Source organism: Pseudomonas sp. GL-B-26 (assembly GCF_019947405.1).
In the GTDB taxonomy this organism is placed as follows: Bacteria; Pseudomonadota; Gammaproteobacteria; order Pseudomonadales; family Pseudomonadaceae; genus Aquipseudomonas.
The window spans coordinates 147,324-162,096 of the sequence record NZ_JAGYGJ010000002.1 but is presented as its reverse complement, the minus strand read 5'-3'; the positions used below and the strand labels follow the sequence as shown (position 1 = coordinate 162,096).

The 14,773-nt window shown below is 59.0% G+C and carries 16 protein-coding genes; 7 read left to right on the top strand and 9 right to left on the bottom strand.

The window, feature by feature from the left end; all coding sequences use genetic code 11:
- Positions 1-344: 344 nt before the first annotated feature.
- Entirely contained in the window at positions 345-1,349 is a 1,005-nt protein-coding gene (yejK, locus tag KGB23_RS02145; protein ID WP_008147593.1) for a nucleoid-associated protein YejK, read from the top strand.
- Positions 1,349-1,699 (top strand): glutaredoxin family protein, encoded by a 351-nt coding sequence (locus tag KGB23_RS02140; protein WP_223429697.1) that lies wholly within the window; start codon positions 1,349-1,351, stop codon positions 1,697-1,699. Before yejK ends, KGB23_RS02140 begins: the two co-directional genes overlap by 1 nt.
- 128 nt (positions 1,700-1,827) lie before the next feature.
- Here the strand turns inward: KGB23_RS02140 and KGB23_RS02135 are convergent, their stop codons facing one another.
- The 5 genes from KGB23_RS02135 to KGB23_RS02115 all read right to left on the bottom strand — a co-directional run bounded on the left by KGB23_RS02135 (position 1,828) and on the right by KGB23_RS02115 (position 5,776).
- Positions 1,828-2,763, bottom strand: a complete 936-nt coding sequence (locus tag KGB23_RS02135) for a glutathione S-transferase family protein (RefSeq protein ID WP_223429696.1) — start codon at positions 2,761-2,763, stop codon at positions 1,828-1,830.
- Positions 2,764-2,851: 88 nt separating this feature from the next.
- Positions 2,852-3,172 (bottom strand): GIY-YIG nuclease family protein, encoded by a 321-nt coding sequence (locus KGB23_RS02130; protein WP_223429695.1) that lies wholly within the window; start codon positions 3,170-3,172, stop codon positions 2,852-2,854.
- A 40-nt stretch (positions 3,173-3,212) separates the two neighbouring features.
- Positions 3,213-3,683, bottom strand: a complete 471-nt coding sequence (locus tag KGB23_RS02125) for a nuclear transport factor 2 family protein (protein ID WP_223429694.1) — start codon at positions 3,681-3,683, stop codon at positions 3,213-3,215.
- A 127-nt stretch (positions 3,684-3,810) separates the two neighbouring features.
- Positions 3,811-5,127, bottom strand: coding sequence for a CynX/NimT family MFS transporter (locus KGB23_RS02120; protein WP_223429693.1), 1,317 nt, complete (start codon positions 5,125-5,127; stop codon positions 3,811-3,813).
- Complete coding sequence (locus KGB23_RS02115) at positions 5,117-5,776, bottom strand: FadR/GntR family transcriptional regulator (RefSeq protein WP_223429692.1); 660 nt, start codon at positions 5,774-5,776, stop codon at positions 5,117-5,119. Before KGB23_RS02115 ends, KGB23_RS02120 begins: the two co-directional genes overlap by 11 nt.
- A gap of 165 nt (positions 5,777-5,941) precedes the next feature.
- Between KGB23_RS02115 and KGB23_RS02110 the strand changes: the two genes are divergently transcribed.
- Both KGB23_RS02110 and KGB23_RS02105 read left to right on the top strand, forming a co-directional pair.
- Entirely contained in the window at positions 5,942-6,253 is a 312-nt protein-coding gene (locus tag KGB23_RS02110; RefSeq protein WP_223429691.1) for a type II toxin-antitoxin system MqsR family toxin, read from the top strand.
- Positions 6,250-6,738: a type II toxin-antitoxin system MqsA family antitoxin gene (locus KGB23_RS02105; RefSeq protein WP_223429690.1), complete on the top strand. Its 489-nt coding sequence runs from the start codon at positions 6,250-6,252 to the stop codon at positions 6,736-6,738. Before KGB23_RS02110 ends, KGB23_RS02105 begins: the two co-directional genes overlap by 4 nt.
- A 58-nt stretch (positions 6,739-6,796) precedes the next feature.
- Here the strand turns inward: KGB23_RS02105 and KGB23_RS02100 are convergent, their stop codons facing one another.
- The 4 genes from KGB23_RS02100 to KGB23_RS02085 form a co-directional block, all read right to left on the bottom strand.
- On the bottom strand, positions 6,797-7,561 hold the full coding sequence (locus KGB23_RS02100; RefSeq protein WP_008147575.1) for an amino acid ABC transporter ATP-binding protein: 765 nt from the start codon (positions 7,559-7,561) through the stop codon (positions 6,797-6,799).
- 10 nt (positions 7,562-7,571) lie between these two features.
- The gene (locus tag KGB23_RS02095) at positions 7,572-8,669 is read right to left on the bottom strand and encodes an amino acid ABC transporter permease (protein ID WP_223429689.1); all 1,098 of its coding nucleotides are present in this window, start codon (positions 8,667-8,669) and stop codon (positions 7,572-7,574) included.
- Positions 8,670-8,679: 10 nt separating this feature from the next.
- Complete coding sequence (locus tag KGB23_RS02090; protein WP_223429688.1) at positions 8,680-9,861, bottom strand: amino acid ABC transporter permease; 1,182 nt, start codon at positions 9,859-9,861, stop codon at positions 8,680-8,682.
- 65 nt (positions 9,862-9,926) lie between these two features.
- Positions 9,927-10,955, bottom strand: a complete 1,029-nt coding sequence (locus KGB23_RS02085; protein ID WP_223429687.1) for an amino acid ABC transporter substrate-binding protein — start codon at positions 10,953-10,955, stop codon at positions 9,927-9,929.
- A 467-nt stretch (positions 10,956-11,422) separates the two neighbouring features.
- On the opposite strand from KGB23_RS02085, the gene KGB23_RS02080 reads away from it, so the two are divergent.
- The 3 genes from KGB23_RS02080 to KGB23_RS02070 all read left to right on the top strand — a co-directional run bounded on the left by KGB23_RS02080 (position 11,423) and on the right by KGB23_RS02070 (position 14,739).
- Entirely contained in the window at positions 11,423-12,079 is a 657-nt protein-coding gene (locus tag KGB23_RS02080) for an alpha/beta hydrolase (protein WP_223429686.1), read from the top strand.
- A gap of 98 nt (positions 12,080-12,177) precedes the next feature.
- The gene (gene rhlB / locus KGB23_RS02075; RefSeq protein ID WP_095130527.1) at positions 12,178-13,665 is read left to right on the top strand and encodes an ATP-dependent RNA helicase RhlB; all 1,488 of its coding nucleotides are present in this window, start codon (positions 12,178-12,180) and stop codon (positions 13,663-13,665) included.
- Positions 13,666-13,791: 126 nt separating this feature from the next.
- Positions 13,792-14,739 (top strand): ornithine cyclodeaminase family protein, encoded by a 948-nt coding sequence (locus KGB23_RS02070; protein ID WP_223429685.1) that lies wholly within the window; start codon positions 13,792-13,794, stop codon positions 14,737-14,739.
- Positions 14,740-14,773: the final 34 nt, after the last annotated feature.

Here is a 14,773-nt window from a genome sequence, read left to right as displayed (position 1 = left end):
CCATCGAGCCCGATCTTCTGGATCTGGCACCCTCGGCCATAACCGCGACGAGTCGGGGTTATAGATACCGAAATCAGGGTTTGGTTCGACCTGACAAATGCTGAATGCACGCTTAACGCAGTGACTTCGCGTAAGACCGGGCAAAACTAGCACAGAGACGGGGAAATATCCGCCTCTAGCTACCCATTTGGTCAGCTTTATTGCTCTAAAACTGTAAAAAACAGCATAAGCGCCATCGGACACCTGCGAATTGCCCTTGGTGCCGCGCCAAAACCAGTGGTTGCGGTACACTTGGCACTTTTTGGGGGAGCACGCCCTCCTCTCTTCAATCAGCCGAGAAGCCCATGCCGATCCGTCATTGCATCGTCCACTTGATCGACAAAAAACCCGACGGCACGCCCGCAGTTCTCCACGCTCGCGATTCCGAATTGGCCGAGTCGAGCGCCATCGAGTACATGCTTGCCGACCTCAATGAGAGCTACAACGCCAAACAAGGCAAGGCCTGGGGTTTCTTCCATGCCGAGTCCGGGGCGCATCCGTTCAGCGGCTGGCTGAAGGAATACCTCGATGGCGGCAAGGATTTCACCGCGTTCAGCCGGGTGGCGGTGGAGCATCTGCAAAAGCTGATGGAAGAGTCGAACCTCTCTGTGGGCGGCCACGTGCTGTTTGCGCATTATCAGCAAGGCATGACCGACTACCTGGCGATCGCGCTGCTGCACCACAGTGAAGGCGTTGCAGTGACCGATCAGCTGGACGTGACCCCGTCCCGGCACCTGGACCTGGGCCAACTGCACTTGGCGGCGCGGATCAACGTTTCCGAGTGGCAGAACAACAAGCAGTCCAAGCAGTACATTTCGTTCATCAAAGGCAAGAACGGCAAAAAGGTTTCGGAGTATTTCCGCGACTTCATCGGCTGCCAGGAAGGCGTCGACGGCCCCGGCGAGACCCGCACCCTGCTCAAGGCCTTCAGTGACTTCGTCGAAAGCGAAGACCTGCCGGAAGAGTCCGCCCGCGAGAAGACCAAGACCCTGGTGGATTACGCCAGCAGCCAGGCTAAATTGGGCGAACCCATGGGCCTGGAAGAACTCTCGGAACTGATCGACGAAGAGCGCCCAAAAGCCTTCTACGACCACATCCGCAACAAGGACTACGGCCTGTCGCCGGAGATTCCGGCAGATAAACGTACCCTCAACCAGTTCCGCCGCTTCACCGGTCGCGCCGAAGGCTTGTCCATCAGCTTTGAAGCCCACTTGCTCGGCTCGAAGATCGAATACGACGAAGAAGCCGGCACGCTGATCATCAAAGGTCTGCCGACCCAGCTCACCGATCAGCTCAAGCGACGTAACTGATGCTCGGCGGCGTACTGAAGAAGTTCCTGCTGATCCTGTTGGTGGTCGTGATCTACCAGAACTGGGGCAAGATCGAGCGGGTGATCCATCCGGCACAGGTGGTGTCGGAGCAGACTCAGGCGAAGGCCAATGTTGTGCTCTATGCCACCGAATGGTGTGGCTACTGCAAACTGACCCGGCGCTTTCTCGATCAGAAGGGCATTCCGTACAAGGAGTTCGATATCGAGAAGGATGCCAAGTCGCGCAAGGCCTATGAAGCATTGGGTGGCGGCGGAATTCCGATCATCGATGTGAACGGGACGTTGATTCGCGGGTATGACCCGGATGCCATTCTTGCAGCCCTTAAGTAATCCCTCAGGGTTATCAATACCTGTGGCGAGGGGATTTATCCCCGTTGGACTGCGTAGCAGTCCCTTTTCTTTGGGGCCGCTTCGCAGCCCAACGGGGATAAATCCCCTCGCCACAGGGTGTGTGTTTATCAGCGCTTTTCGATTCGGAAGCCAAATCGCGGAAAGTGCACATGCACCACGCCACCCCGCTCGTCCTCGCGACGCAGAATCAATTCTTCACTGCCCGCAAACAGCAACTCACCCGCCACCGGGTCAACGCCGTAATCGATGGCGGCAATGACCACCTGCTGACCCGCCTCAAAACCATTCGGCTCGTCGAATTGCTCATCCGGCAATGCGGCCGGTGTGGCATTGCGCGCAACCTCCAGCGCCTCTTCGGAGGTCATCTCGCTGAACGCGCCATGACCGAAGCCCAACACGCGACCCAGCCACGCAGAAACCGCTGGATAAGCATCGACCAGCGGCGCAGTGACCGGCGTCGCCTTGAGGAACCACAACGAGTGAGCCAGGGCGAAGTCGGCAATCGACGGCTCGCCGAACAGGAAGTCGCCCTGCTCGCGCTGAAGCTGTTGCTCCAGACGCGTCATGATGGTCGGCCATTGATGCCGGGCCTGCTCTGCCGACAGCCGTGTGGCGCTGCCACCGCTGAACAACTCCGCGCGATCGGCAATGAACGCCTTGATCGCCTCCGGCGGCATATTGCCGAAGCGCACGGCGATCGATTCCGGTTGAAACACCAGGCTGACCGCGTGCTGGAACACCACCGAATCCGCCCACGCGGCGAAGGTCGCAGCGATCATTTCCTGACCTTCCGGGAAGAATGCAGGCAAGGCTTTTTCCTGCTCCAGACGACGGGCGATCAACGACGTGTCGCAATAGATATCCGCGCCAATCTGCAACACCGGCGTCTTGCGGTAGCCGCCGGTCAGCGCGGTCAGATCGGGTTTGGGCATCACCGGCGAGATCTTCACCGAGCGCCAGGACAACCCTTTGAAGCCCAGCAGCAAGCGGGCCTTTTCGGCGAAAAGGGACGTCGGGTAATGATGAAGAATTAACTCTGACATGCTCGGCTCCGCCGCACGGATAAGGAATCCGCAGCTTAGCGCGCATTCCCTGAGCAGCCCAGCCATCTGCCTGATGGGCACTTATCAGTCAGATTGATAAGCCCGCAGCAGCACTCGCCACCAAGCATTCCTTGGCGCTTTTCTTGAGTTTTTTGATCAGCCGTTCCTGACGCAGCGCTTCGCTTTTATCGCGGCAGGCTTCGGTGTAGACCAGTGCCACGGCAGGGCTGGAGAGAAAAAAGCGCGCGCCCTTGCCACTCTGGTGGGTGGCGAAGCGGCGCGCGGGATCATCGCTGATCCCGCAGTAGAGCGAACCATTGGCCGCGCGAACGAGGTAAACGAACCAGGGCTTGCTGACAGGCAGCGTCGGTTCGGCGGCAGTGACGGAAAATTCGCTGGCGGTGTTCACGTGACGATCAAGGCTTGAAAGGAAACAAGCCGCGATCTTATCAGCGACTGGCCTGGAATGCCTTCAGCCCCTTCAAGGCTTGAGCGCGCACGGCGTTTCTCACCGCCGGCGTCCAGCCCAACAACAGCCCTTTGAAACCCAGCGCCTGTCGGGACCAGGCCCACAGATCGAAGCTGTCGTGATGCTCGCAAATCTTGCCGTCGCGAAAAACAAACCGCGCCTGAATGTCGTTGACCACGGTGTTACCGGTCTGGCTGAACAGGTACGTCGCCACCCAATGGGCGCCGCCCGTGCGCTCATCGCTGCGCACGTTATCGAACGTCAGGGAAAAATCCTTGGCCCGGGTGGTGAGCATCCGCCACATGTCGCCGGCCTCTTGACCGCGCAGCTCGCCGAACGCCGGATCACTGAACACCACGTCGTCGGTATAGCAGGCACTCATGGCCTCGGCATCCAGCCGCTGGAAGGCTTGGTAGAACTGGGTGATCAATGCGTTGTGGGCATCACTCATGGACAGGCTCCCTCTGGATGTGCAAATAGATGCGCAAAGTGGTTTCAAAAGATTGCCTGCACGATAGTCAACAAAGGCACGAAACACTATCGGCATTCGTGAGCCGAATACCGACAGTGTGCGGGTGTCAGACCTTTTCGCTTTCGACCTGGACGTACAGCGAACGTCCGGCGCCGAGGCCGGCGATGATCGCCCCCAGGCCGATGATGCCGAAAATCCAGCCCAAGGCGTTCCAGCCGCCGGTCCAGTCATGCACGATGCCGACCGCGAACGGCCCCATGGACGCCAGGGTGTACCCGAAGCCCTGGGCCATGCTCGACAGGTTCGCCGCAACATGGGCGTCCCGCGAACGCAGCACGATCAGGGTCAACGCCAGACTGAACGTGCCGCCCTGCCCCAGACCCAGCAGGATCGCCCAGCCCCACAAGCCTTCGATCGGTGCGTAGAGGCAACCGAACAACCCGCCAAGGGTCAGCAGCATGACGATGACGATCGCCAGACGCTGATCCTTGCCACGCGTCGCCAGCCATGGCGCCGCCAGTGAACTCGCCAACTGAACAATGACCGAGCCTGACAGCACCAGACCCGCCTGGGTCGGCGTCAGGCCGCGACCGATCAGGATCGATGGCAACCAGCCGAACACAATGTAGGCCAGTGAAGATTGCAGGCCCATGTAGAGCGTCACTTGCCAGGCCAGCGGATCACGCAACAGACCGCGAACCCGATACGCGACGTTGTGCGCGCCGTGTTTCTGGCCGACTTGTGGCAACCAGAAAATCGCCGCGACCAATGCCGGAACCACCCAGAAACCGAGGCCCAAGGCCCAGCTCTTGTCGAAATGCTCGCTCAACGGCACGGTCGCGCCCGCAGCCATCGCCGCCCCAAGGCACAGAGCCATGGTGTAGACGCCGGTCATGGTGCCCGCGTGCTTTGCGAAGTCGCGTTTAACGATGCCGGGCAGCAATACGCCGATCACACCGATGCTGGCACCGGCCAATACGCTGCCGGCAAACAGGCCGATCTCGCCGAACGAACTGCGCAGGATGATCCCGCCGGCCAACATCAAGAGAATGCCCAACACCACTCGCTCGGCGCCGAAACGTCGTGCCAGCACGGGCGCCAGCGGTGCAAACAAGCCGAGGCACAGCACCGGCAACGTCGTCAGCAAACCGGCCTGGGCTGCCGACAAACCGAGGGTTTTCGAAACCTCGCTGAGCATCGGCGCCATGCTCGACAGCGCCGGGCGCAGGTTCAGCGCCACCAGAATCAGACCCAGCAACAACAGCCACGGCCGCCGCAGGATCGGGTGACTTTGCTGGACCTGTTCGTCATCCGCCTCGGCGTCGATCAGCAGCTCTTCGAGCTCCGCCGTGCGCTTGGCCTGGGGAATGCTGCTGTTGTTGACCTGCTGGCTGGACATGGGGTTCTCGGTTTCAAGGTTCATTGATCAACTGCCTCGACAGGGCTTTAGCCCGTTCCGGGTCGCGTTGTTCGACTGCATCAAGCAGTGCGATATGAAGGTCGAACACCTCTTGGCGTCGAGGGGAAATGTTCAGGGTCTCGCGCAGTTGCGCACCGATGACGCTGGAAAAATAGCGATACAACTCGCTGAGGGTCGGGTTGTGCGCGGCGTCAACCAGTCGACGGTGAAACACCAGATCGCAGGCGATATAGGTGTCGAGATCGCCGTGGTAGTGACTGCCACTGACACCCAACGCCTCGCGCAATGCCACCAGGTCTTCGTCGGTACGACGCAATGCGGCCAGGCCGATGGCCTCGACTTCCAGAATGTGCCGAGTCTCCCGGGCTTGTTCGTGGGAGCAGCGGGACAACGCCTTCAGGGTGTCGAGCGGATCGACCACCGCCCGCAAATAGCTGCCGTCGCCCTGACGGATTTCGATCAACCCGGAAAACGCCAGTACGCGCATGGCTTCACGCACGGTATTGCGGCTGATGCCCAGCTCGGCGGACAGCTCGGGTTCGGTGGGCAGGCGCTGGCCGACCGTCCACACGCCTTCTGTGATGCGCAGGCGTAACTGGTCCAGTGCCTGGTCGACCAGGGACCGTTTAACTAGCGGAGAAATGTCTGACATAGGATTCGCCCTTTCATCCAATCATAGGATGAATTTTCTGACATGTTAGTCAGCTTCGTCCGAGAGGACAACCGCCTAGGGTTAAAGGGCGGGAAAAGGAGCGGGTTTTTCGATTGTTAAAATTACCCTTTAAGGGTAATTTTTATCTCAGAGTTGAAGTGTCTTATGGAAAAGAACACACCTCATTACGACTTGGCGGTGGTCAAGGCGGAGGTTGCCAGGATGGGGGTCCATGCTTTCACTAACAAAGCGCTGGAGACAGGCAGGAGCATGGGACTCAATTACAAGAGCATGCAAAAGGTCATTTATGCGCTGGAGAGAAGGATGCTCTACAGATCCATGACCACTTATTTGGATCACCGAACCTGGCAGGACGTTTACCACGCAAAACTTAATGATCAGGAGATTTACATTAAAGTGACCTACTGCCCCGGTGGTGGCGCCCCAGTGATCTCCTTCAAGGAGAAAAACCTATGAAGATACGGCAATGCATGAGCTGTGGCGCCCGCGACGGCATGCATCACTTCGTCGATCGCAGTCTCACCGTCAATTACAAGCAAATGTCGCGACTGGTACACGATCTAGCCGGTTGGGAGTGCAAGCTGTGCGGTGAAATCATCTTCGATGACACTACAGACAGCGCCGAACGATACGTCGATGCAGGCGATCAACTGCTGGAAGACTGCTTTCAAGTCATGGGATCCGAGATAAAACGTATCCGCCGCAAATTGCACCTCACGCAGAAAGACGCGGTGAAGCTACTCTCCGGCGGCGGGCACAATGCGTTTTCCCGCTATGAGCGCGGTGAACTTGCCCCTCCTCAACCGCTATTTACCCTGATGCGCTTGCTGGATCGTCACCCGCATCTGATGGCCGAGGTGCATGCGCTCAGCGAGGGCGCCGATTTAAAGCAGCTGTTGGCGACACGTCATCCAGAACAAGAAACCGTTCTGACGCAATAACCTCAGAAAAAAATAAACCCGGAACACTGTCCGGGTTTATTTCACTGCCAAGCGCCAATCAATGCAGGATCTGGCTCAAGAACAGCTTGGTACGCTCATTCTGCGGGTTATCGAAGAAGTCGTTCGGCGCAGCCTGTTCGACGATTTCGCCCTTGTCCATGAAGATCACACGGTTGGCCACGGTGCGGGCGAAGCCCATTTCGTGGGTCACGCAGAGCATGGTCATGCCGTCTTCGGCCAGGCCGATCATGGTGTCCAGCACCTCTTTCACCATTTCCGGGTCGAGTGCCGAGGTCGGTTCGTCGAACAGCATGATTTTCGGTTTCATGCACAGAGCACGGGCAATCGCCACGCGCTGTTGCTGACCGCCGGACAGTTGCCCCGGGAATTTATGCGCCTGCTCTGGAATGCGGACGCGTTCCAGGTAGTGCATGGCGATTTCTTCGGCCTTGCGCTTGGGCATCTTGCGCACCCACATCGGTGCCAGCGTGCAGTTCTGCAGGATGGTCAGGTGCGGGAACAGGTTGAAGTGCTGGAACACCATGCCGACTTCACGGCGGACCGATTCGATCTGCTTGAGGTCGTTGGTCAGCTCCACGCCATCGACCACGATGCGGCCCTGCTGGTGTTCTTCCAGACGGTTGAGGCAACGAATGGTGGTGGATTTGCCGGAACCCGACGGGCCGCAGAGGACGATACGCTCGCCCTGTTTAACGTTCAGGTTGATGTCTTTCAACACGTGGAACTGGCCGTACCACTTGTTCACGCCCTGCATCTGAATAATGCCTTCAGGGCTCACAGGCTTTTTGATTGCTTCGCTCATTACAGAACTCCTAACGCTTGTGGCCAGTGTCGAGCTTGCGTTCCAGATGCATGGAATAGCGCGACATACCAAAACAGAAAATCCAGAACACCAGGGCCGCGAACACATAGCCTTCGGTGGCCATGCCCAACCATTTCGGGTCGGCGGCGGCTTGTTTGACGCTGTTGAGCAAGTCGAACAGGCCGATGATGATCACCAGGCTCGTGTCCTTGAACAGCGCGATGAAGGTGTTGACGATGCCGGGGATCACCAGCTTCAGGGCTTGCGGCAGAATCACCAGACCCATGCTGCGCCAGTAGCCGAGGCCCATCGCTGCAGCCGCTTCGTACTGACCTTTGGGAATCGCTTGCAGACCGCCACGCACCACTTCGGCCACGTAGGCCGACTGGAACAGGATCACGCCGATCAGTGCCCGCAGCAGCTTGTCGAAGTTCATGCCTTCAGGCAGGAACAACGGCAGCATCACCGAGGACATGAACAGCACCGTGATCAACGGCACGCCGCGCCAGAACTCGATGAAGGTCACGCAGACCACTCGAATCGCCGGCATGTTCGAACGACGGCCCAGCGCCAGGACGATACCCAGCGGCAACGCACCGGCAATACCGACGGTGGCGATCACCAGAGTCAGCATCAGCCCGCCCCATTGGCTGGTCGCCACGGTGCTCAGACCGAAGAGGCCGCCATGCAGCAGGAAGTAGGCAATGATCGGGTACAAGAAGAGAAAGCTCAGGCCATACACCGCTTTACGGTGAAAGCGCGAGATAAACAACGGTGCCACGCCGATGACCGCCAGCCACACGGTCAGGTCCACGCGCCAGCGCAGGTCTGCCGGGTAGTAGCCGTACATGAACTGGCCGAATCGCTGTTGGATGAACACCCAGCAGGCGCCCTCCTTCGTGCAGTCGGCGCGCGTGGTGCCGACCCAGTTGGCATCGAGGATCGCCCAGCTCAGGATCGGCGGAACCACCAGGTAAATCAGATAGAACGCGAACAGGGTCAGCAGGGTGTTGAGCCAGCTGGAGAACATGTTCGCGCGCATCCACGCCACCACACCGATGCTTCTGTTCGGTGGAGGCATGTCAGGCTTGAAAGTATGAGTCGTCATGCGCTTTTCCTTACCGCTCGATCAGCGCAATGCGCTTGTTGTACCAGTTCATCAGCAGGGAAATGCTGATACTGATCGCCAGGTACACGCTCATGGTGATGGCAATCACCTCGATCGCCTGCCCGGTCTGGTTCAGCACCGTACCGGCAAACAACGAGACCATTTCCGGATAACCGATACCGGCCGCCAGCGAGGAGTTCTTCGCCAGGTTCAGGTATTGGCTGGTCAGCGGTGGAATGATCACGCGCAGGGCTTGCGGGATGATCACCTTGCGCAGGGTCGGACCGTTGCGCAACCCCAACGAGTGCGCCGCTTCCGTCTGGCCGTGGCTGACCGACTTGATGCCCGAACGCACGATCTCGGCAATGAACGCCGCGGTGTACACCGTCAGGGCCAGGGTCAGCGCCAGCAGTTCCGGGATCAGCACCCAGCCACCGACGAAGTTGAAGCCTTGCAGCTTCGGCATTTCCCAGTGCACGGGCGCGCCAAAGATCAATGCGCACAGCGCAGGGATCGCAAAGAACAGCGCCAGACCGACCCAGAATTTGTGGAACGGTACACCGGTCGCTTCGAAGCGTTTGGTCGCCCAGCGGCTCATCAGCACGATGGCGACAATGGCCACGACGATGCTGACCACAAACGGCCAGAAACCGTCCGCCGTCAACGCGGCCGGCATGTTCAGGCCGCGACTGCTGACAAAGAAGGTGTCACCGAAGTTATGGCTGTTGCGTGGCCCCGGCATGGTCAGGAACACCGCGAAGTACCAGAACAGGATTTGCAGCAGCGGCGGAATGTTACGGAAAACCTCTACATACACCGTCGCCAGCTTGGCAATGATCCAGTTCTTCGACAGCCGTGACACACCAACGATGAACCCGAGGATCGTCGCCAGGATCACGCCGATGAAGGTCACCAGCAGCGTGTTGAGCAGGCCGATGACAAACACCCGGGCATACGTGTCCGATTCGGTGTAGTCGATCAGGTGCTGAGCGATGCCGAAACCGGCACTGCGCTCCAGAAAGCTGAAGCCGGAGGTAATGCCCCGGTGTTGAAGGTTGGTCTGCGTATTGTCGAACAGATACCAGCCCATCGAGACCACCGCCACAATGGTGATGATCTGAAATAGCCACGCACGCACTTTTGGATCGCTGAGGCTGAGCCTCTGCTTTGGTGCGCCGATTGAATTTTGCATGAAGTGCCCCGCAAATAATGGAACAGAACATCACCCGGTGGTTGGCCCACCGGGTGATAGAACCATCAGCGCACTGGTGGTGCGTATTGAATGCCGCCGTTGTTCCACAGGCCGTTCAGCCCGCGGTCGATGGCCAGTGGAGTGCCCTTGCCGAGGTTTTTCTCGAACACTTCACCGTAGTTACCCACTTGCTTGACGATCTGAACGACCCAGTCCTTCTTCACTTTCAGGTCTTTGCCGTATTCACCGTCAGCGCCCAGCAGACGAGCAACGTCCGGGTTCTTGGTGGCTTTGGCTTCAGCTTCAACGTTTTTCTGGGTGATACCCATTTCTTCAGCGTTGAGCATCGCGAACAGGGTCCACTTGACGATGCTGAACCACTCTTCGTCGCCTTTACGCACGACCGGGCCCAGAGGCTCCTTGGAGATGGTTTCCGGCAGAACGACGTAGTCGGTCGGGGTCGCCAGCTTGCTGCGTTGTGCGTAGAGCTGGGATTTGTCGGAGGTCAGCACGTCGCAACGACCGGATTCCAGCGACTTGGCGCTTTCATCGGAGGTGTCGAAGGTGATCGGGGTGTATTTCAGACCGTTGCCGCGGAAGTAGTCGGAAACGTTCAGCTCGGTGGTGGTACCGGCTTGAATGCAGATGGTGGCGCCGTCGAGCTCTTTCGCGCTCTTCACGCCCAGCTTGTTGTTCACCAGGAAGCCGATGCCGTCGTAGTACGTCACGCCGGCAAACACCAGGCCCATGCCCGAATCGCGGGAGCTGGTCCAGGTGGTGTTACGCGACAGCACGTCGATTTCGCCGGACTGCAGCGCGGTGAAGCGCTCTTTGGCGTTCAACTGGCTGAATTTGACCTTGGTCGCATCGCCGAAAACGGCAGCGGCCACAGCGCGGCAGACGTCAGCATCGATGCCGATGATCTTGCCAGTCGAGTCCGGTACCGAGAAGCCAGGCAGACCGTCACTGACGCCGCACTGTACGAAACCTTTCTTCTGCACTGCATCCAGGGTTGCACCCGCCTGAGCGAACCCGCTGACACCGAGTACTGCGGCTGCAGTCACGATAGCCAGGGTGGATTTCAACATCTTCATTCAAACCTCCAGTTTTGCTCTTGTTGTGTCGGAGCTTGAGTCCAGTCGCACCCTTATGAGGCGTTGTTGACCCGTGTTGGCTTTTTTTGGGGTCAACCGACGTAAGACCTGCGCTATGAGTCTAGTAGGAGAAAATCCACATCATGGACAACTCACTTCTCACCAATCGGCCGAACGGGCGGTAGCCCTTTCACGTTCGCGAAGCCCGTAGCGGCCACTGGCGAACATCCATCACCGGATTCTTTGCTATCCCACCGCCAGCAGTACACTGATAGTGTTACCGCAAGGCGCGAGATGGGTTGCACCATTTCCCCATAGCAAAGCCCGTACCAGACCGCTCGCTGAAGCGATTTAGCGACAGGTCAATAGCAAAACTTGTAGCCTTGCGACATCTTATTAACTGATCAACCAGACGTGCACTCGGGCCTCGCACCCAATGAGAGCGTCTGCACAAAATTGGAGCAACCATGACCGAGCCCTTGATTCTTCAGCCCGTCAAGCCCGCAGATGCCTGCGTTATCTGGCTGCACGGCCTGGGCGCCGATCGCTACGACTTCTTGCCGGTGGCCGAAGCGTTGCAGGAAAGCCTGCTGACCACCCGCTTCGTTCTCCCTCAGGCACCGACCTGCGCCGTGACCATCAATGGTGGTTACGAGATGCCGAGCTGGTACGACATATTGGCCATGAGCCCCGCGCGCGCGATCAACCGTGAGCAGCTGGAAACGTCCGCGCAACGGGTCTTTGATTTGATCGAAGAGCAGAAGGCCGGCGGAATAGACGCCTCGCGCATCTTTCTTGCCGGTTTTTCCCAAGGTGGCGCGGTGGTATTGCACACAGCCTTTCTGAAATGGCAGGGGCCGTTGGGTGGCGTACTTGCCCTCTCGACCTATGCACCGACCTTCAGCGATGAACTGGAGCTTTCCGCCAGCCAGCAGCGCATTCCCGTGCTGTCTTTACACGGCCAGTACGATGACGTAGTTCAAAACTCCATGGGCCGCACCGCCTACGAGTATTTAAAGCAGCATGGTGTCACCGTGACATGGCAGGAATACCCAATGGGTCACGAAGTGTTACCCGAGGAAATTCGCGACATTGGTGTCTGGCTCGCCGAGCGCTTGCGTTAACTGTTTAGGTGAAAAGCAGCCCATTGATCCATCCCACTACGCCGCGCCCGATTCTTGCATTACACTGGCCGGCGTATATTCCTTAACCAATTGATGAGATGACCGTGCTCAAAGCACTCAAGAAAATGTTCGGTAAAAGCGAGACTGAGCAGCTCGCGCCAGTCTCCAGCGCTCCGTCTCACCATCCCAGCCACCGCACCGACGGTAATCAGTCTGGCCGGACCGCAACCGTAGCGGTACCGAAGCACGAGCCGATGACCACACCGGCCGTCCAACCCGTTGAGGCTCAGGCCTCTGAAGAACCGAGCAGCGAAGCTGCGAAACCTGCCCGACCGCGTCGCGAACCGAAGCCAAAAGCACCGGTTATCCCCTGGAAACTCGAAGACTTCGCCGTCGAACCCCAGGAAGGCAAAACCCGATTCCACGATTTCAAACTCGCCCCCGAACTGATGCACGCCATCCAGGACCTGGGCTTCCCGTATTGCACGCCGATCCAGGCTCAGGTGTTGGGCTTTACCCTCGCGGGCAAAGACGCCATCGGTCGCGCCCAGACCGGCACCGGCAAAACCGCAGCGTTCCTGATTTCGATCATCACCCAGTTGCTGGAAACCCCGCCGCCGAAAGAGCGTTACATGGGCGAGCCGCGGGCGCTGATCATTGCACCGACCCGTGAACTGGTGGTGCAGATTGCCAAGGACGCAGCCGACCTGACCAAATACACCGGCCTCAACGTCATGACGTTTGTCGGCGGCATGGACTTCGACAAGCAACTCAAGCACCTCGAAGCCCGTCATTGCGACATCCTCGTGGCCACACCGGGCCGCCTGCTCGACTTCAACCAGCGCGGCGACGTGCACCTGGACATGGTCGAAGTCATGGTCCTGGACGAAGCCGACCGGATGCTCGACATGGGTTTCATCCCACAAGTGCGTCAGATCATTCGCCAGACCCCGCCGAAAAACGAGCGTCAGACGCTGCTGTTCTCCGCGACCTTCACCGAAGACGTGATGAACCTGGCCAAGCAATGGACCACCGACCCGTCGATCGTCGAGATCGAGTCGCAGAACGTGGCCAGCGAAAACGTCGAGCAACATATCTACGCCGTCGCCGGTGCCGACAAATACAAACTGCTCTACAACCTGGTCAACGACAACGGTTGGGAGCGGGTGATGGTGTTCGCCAACCGCAAGGATGAAGTGCGGCGCATCGAAGAGCGTCTGGTGCGTGACGGCGTCAACGCCGCGCAACTCTCCGGCGACGTGCCGCAGCACAAGCGCATCAAGACCCTGGAAGGTTTCCGCGAAGGCAAGATCCGCGTCCTGGTCGCCACCGATGTGGCCGGTCGCGGCATTCACATCGACGGCATCAGCCACGTGATCAACTTCACCCTGCCGGAAGTCCCGGACGACTACGTGCATCGCATCGGTCGTACCGGTCGTGCCGGCGCCGATGGTGTGTCCATCAGTTTTGCCGGTGAAGACGACTCCTACCAGCTACCGTCCATCGAGGCGCTGCTGGGTCGCAAGATCAGCTGCGAAACGCCACCGACGCATCTGTTGCGGGCGGTTGAGCGCAAGCGCCCGTAACGCGGGTCGCACTAAAAGAGGCGCAGCCGGAAACGGACTGCGCTTTTTTTTCGTCCGGACATTGATCGAGACAACTAAAAGTCCATAATGGACAAATTAGTTTACTTCCAGCTCCCGGAGCCGACCATGTCCAGTACGCCTTACGTGATCACCCAACCTCAGGCCCGCGAGCTGCTGGCGCAGGTCGACGTGCCGCAGATCCTGCGCAAACTGTTCCGCGACCTGGCCGCCGGGCAAGCCGTGCAACCGGCGCAGCAGCTGGTGGAGTTTCCACAGGGCGCTGGCGATTTCATCAACTACTTGGGCGTGCTGGCCGAAGACGGCGTTTACGGGGTCAAGACTTCGCCATACATCGTGCGTGAACAAGGCCCGCTGGTGACCGCCTGGACGCTGCTGATGTCGATGCAGACCGGCCAGCCGCTGTTGCTCTGCGACGCCGGTGAACTGACCACGGCACGCACCGCCGCAACAACCGCAGTGGCGGTCGACGCCCTCGCCCCGCTCAAGGCCGAACGCCTGGCAATCATCGGCAGCGGCAAGGTCGCCCAGGCGCACCTGCACTACGTCAAAGGTCTGCGCGACTGGCAGAGCATCAGGCTCTACTCGCCGAGCCTGAGCGACAAGAATCCCGAGGTATTGGCGCAGCTCCAAAGTCTCGATCATCGGCTGACCATCGTCGACAGTCGTGAAGCAGCGGTTCAAGACGCCGACGTAATCATGCTCTGCACCTCGTCCGCAGGACCGGTGATCGACCCGTCTAGCTTGAGCAAACCGGCGCTGATCACCTCCATCAGCACCAACGCGCCGCGTGCCCACGAAGTGCCGCCGCAGAGCCTCAATGACATGCAAGTGTTCTGCGATTATCGCCTGACCACCCCGGGCTCGGCCGGCGAGATGCTGATTGCCGGTGAACAACATGGCTGGGACAAAAACGCGATCATCGGCGACCTGCCCGATCTGCTCAGCGAAAAAGTGCAGCGCCCTGGCTACGACCGTCATGTGTTCTTCCGCTCCATTGGTCTGGGCCTGGAAGACATCGCGCTGGCCAATGCCATCTACCGCCTACAGCACTAACACCACAAACCCTGTAGGAGCGGGCTTGCTCGCG

Coding starts and splice junctions, on each gene's coding strand:
- yejK (WP_008147593.1), top strand. CDS start 345: ATGCCGATCCGTCATTGCATCGTCCACTTGATCGACAAAAAACCCGAC.
- KGB23_RS02140 (WP_223429697.1), top strand. CDS start 1,349: ATGCTCGGCGGCGTACTGAAGAAGTTCCTGCTGATCCTGTTGGTGGTC.
- KGB23_RS02135 (WP_223429696.1), bottom strand. CDS start 2,763: ATGTCAGAGTTAATTCTTCATCATTACCCGACGTCCCTTTTCGCCGAA.
- KGB23_RS02125 (WP_223429694.1), bottom strand. CDS start 3,683: ATGAGTGATGCCCACAACGCATTGATCACCCAGTTCTACCAAGCCTTC.
- KGB23_RS02120 (WP_223429693.1), bottom strand. CDS start 5,127: ATGAACCTTGAAACCGAGAACCCCATGTCCAGCCAGCAGGTCAACAAC.
- KGB23_RS02115 (WP_223429692.1), bottom strand. CDS start 5,776: ATGTCAGACATTTCTCCGCTAGTTAAACGGTCCCTGGTCGACCAGGCA.
- KGB23_RS02110 (WP_223429691.1), top strand. CDS start 5,942: ATGGAAAAGAACACACCTCATTACGACTTGGCGGTGGTCAAGGCGGAG.
- KGB23_RS02105 (WP_223429690.1), top strand. CDS start 6,250: ATGAAGATACGGCAATGCATGAGCTGTGGCGCCCGCGACGGCATGCAT.
- KGB23_RS02100 (WP_008147575.1), bottom strand. CDS start 7,561: ATGAGCGAAGCAATCAAAAAGCCTGTGAGCCCTGAAGGCATTATTCAG.
- KGB23_RS02095 (WP_223429689.1), bottom strand. CDS start 8,669: ATGACGACTCATACTTTCAAGCCTGACATGCCTCCACCGAACAGAAGC.
- KGB23_RS02090 (WP_223429688.1), bottom strand. CDS start 9,861: ATGCAAAATTCAATCGGCGCACCAAAGCAGAGGCTCAGCCTCAGCGAT.
- KGB23_RS02085 (WP_223429687.1), bottom strand. CDS start 10,955: ATGAAGATGTTGAAATCCACCCTGGCTATCGTGACTGCAGCCGCAGTA.
- KGB23_RS02080 (WP_223429686.1), top strand. CDS start 11,423: ATGACCGAGCCCTTGATTCTTCAGCCCGTCAAGCCCGCAGATGCCTGC.
- rhlB (WP_095130527.1), top strand. CDS start 12,178: ATGACCGTGCTCAAAGCACTCAAGAAAATGTTCGGTAAAAGCGAGACT.
- KGB23_RS02070 (WP_223429685.1), top strand. CDS start 13,792: ATGTCCAGTACGCCTTACGTGATCACCCAACCTCAGGCCCGCGAGCTG.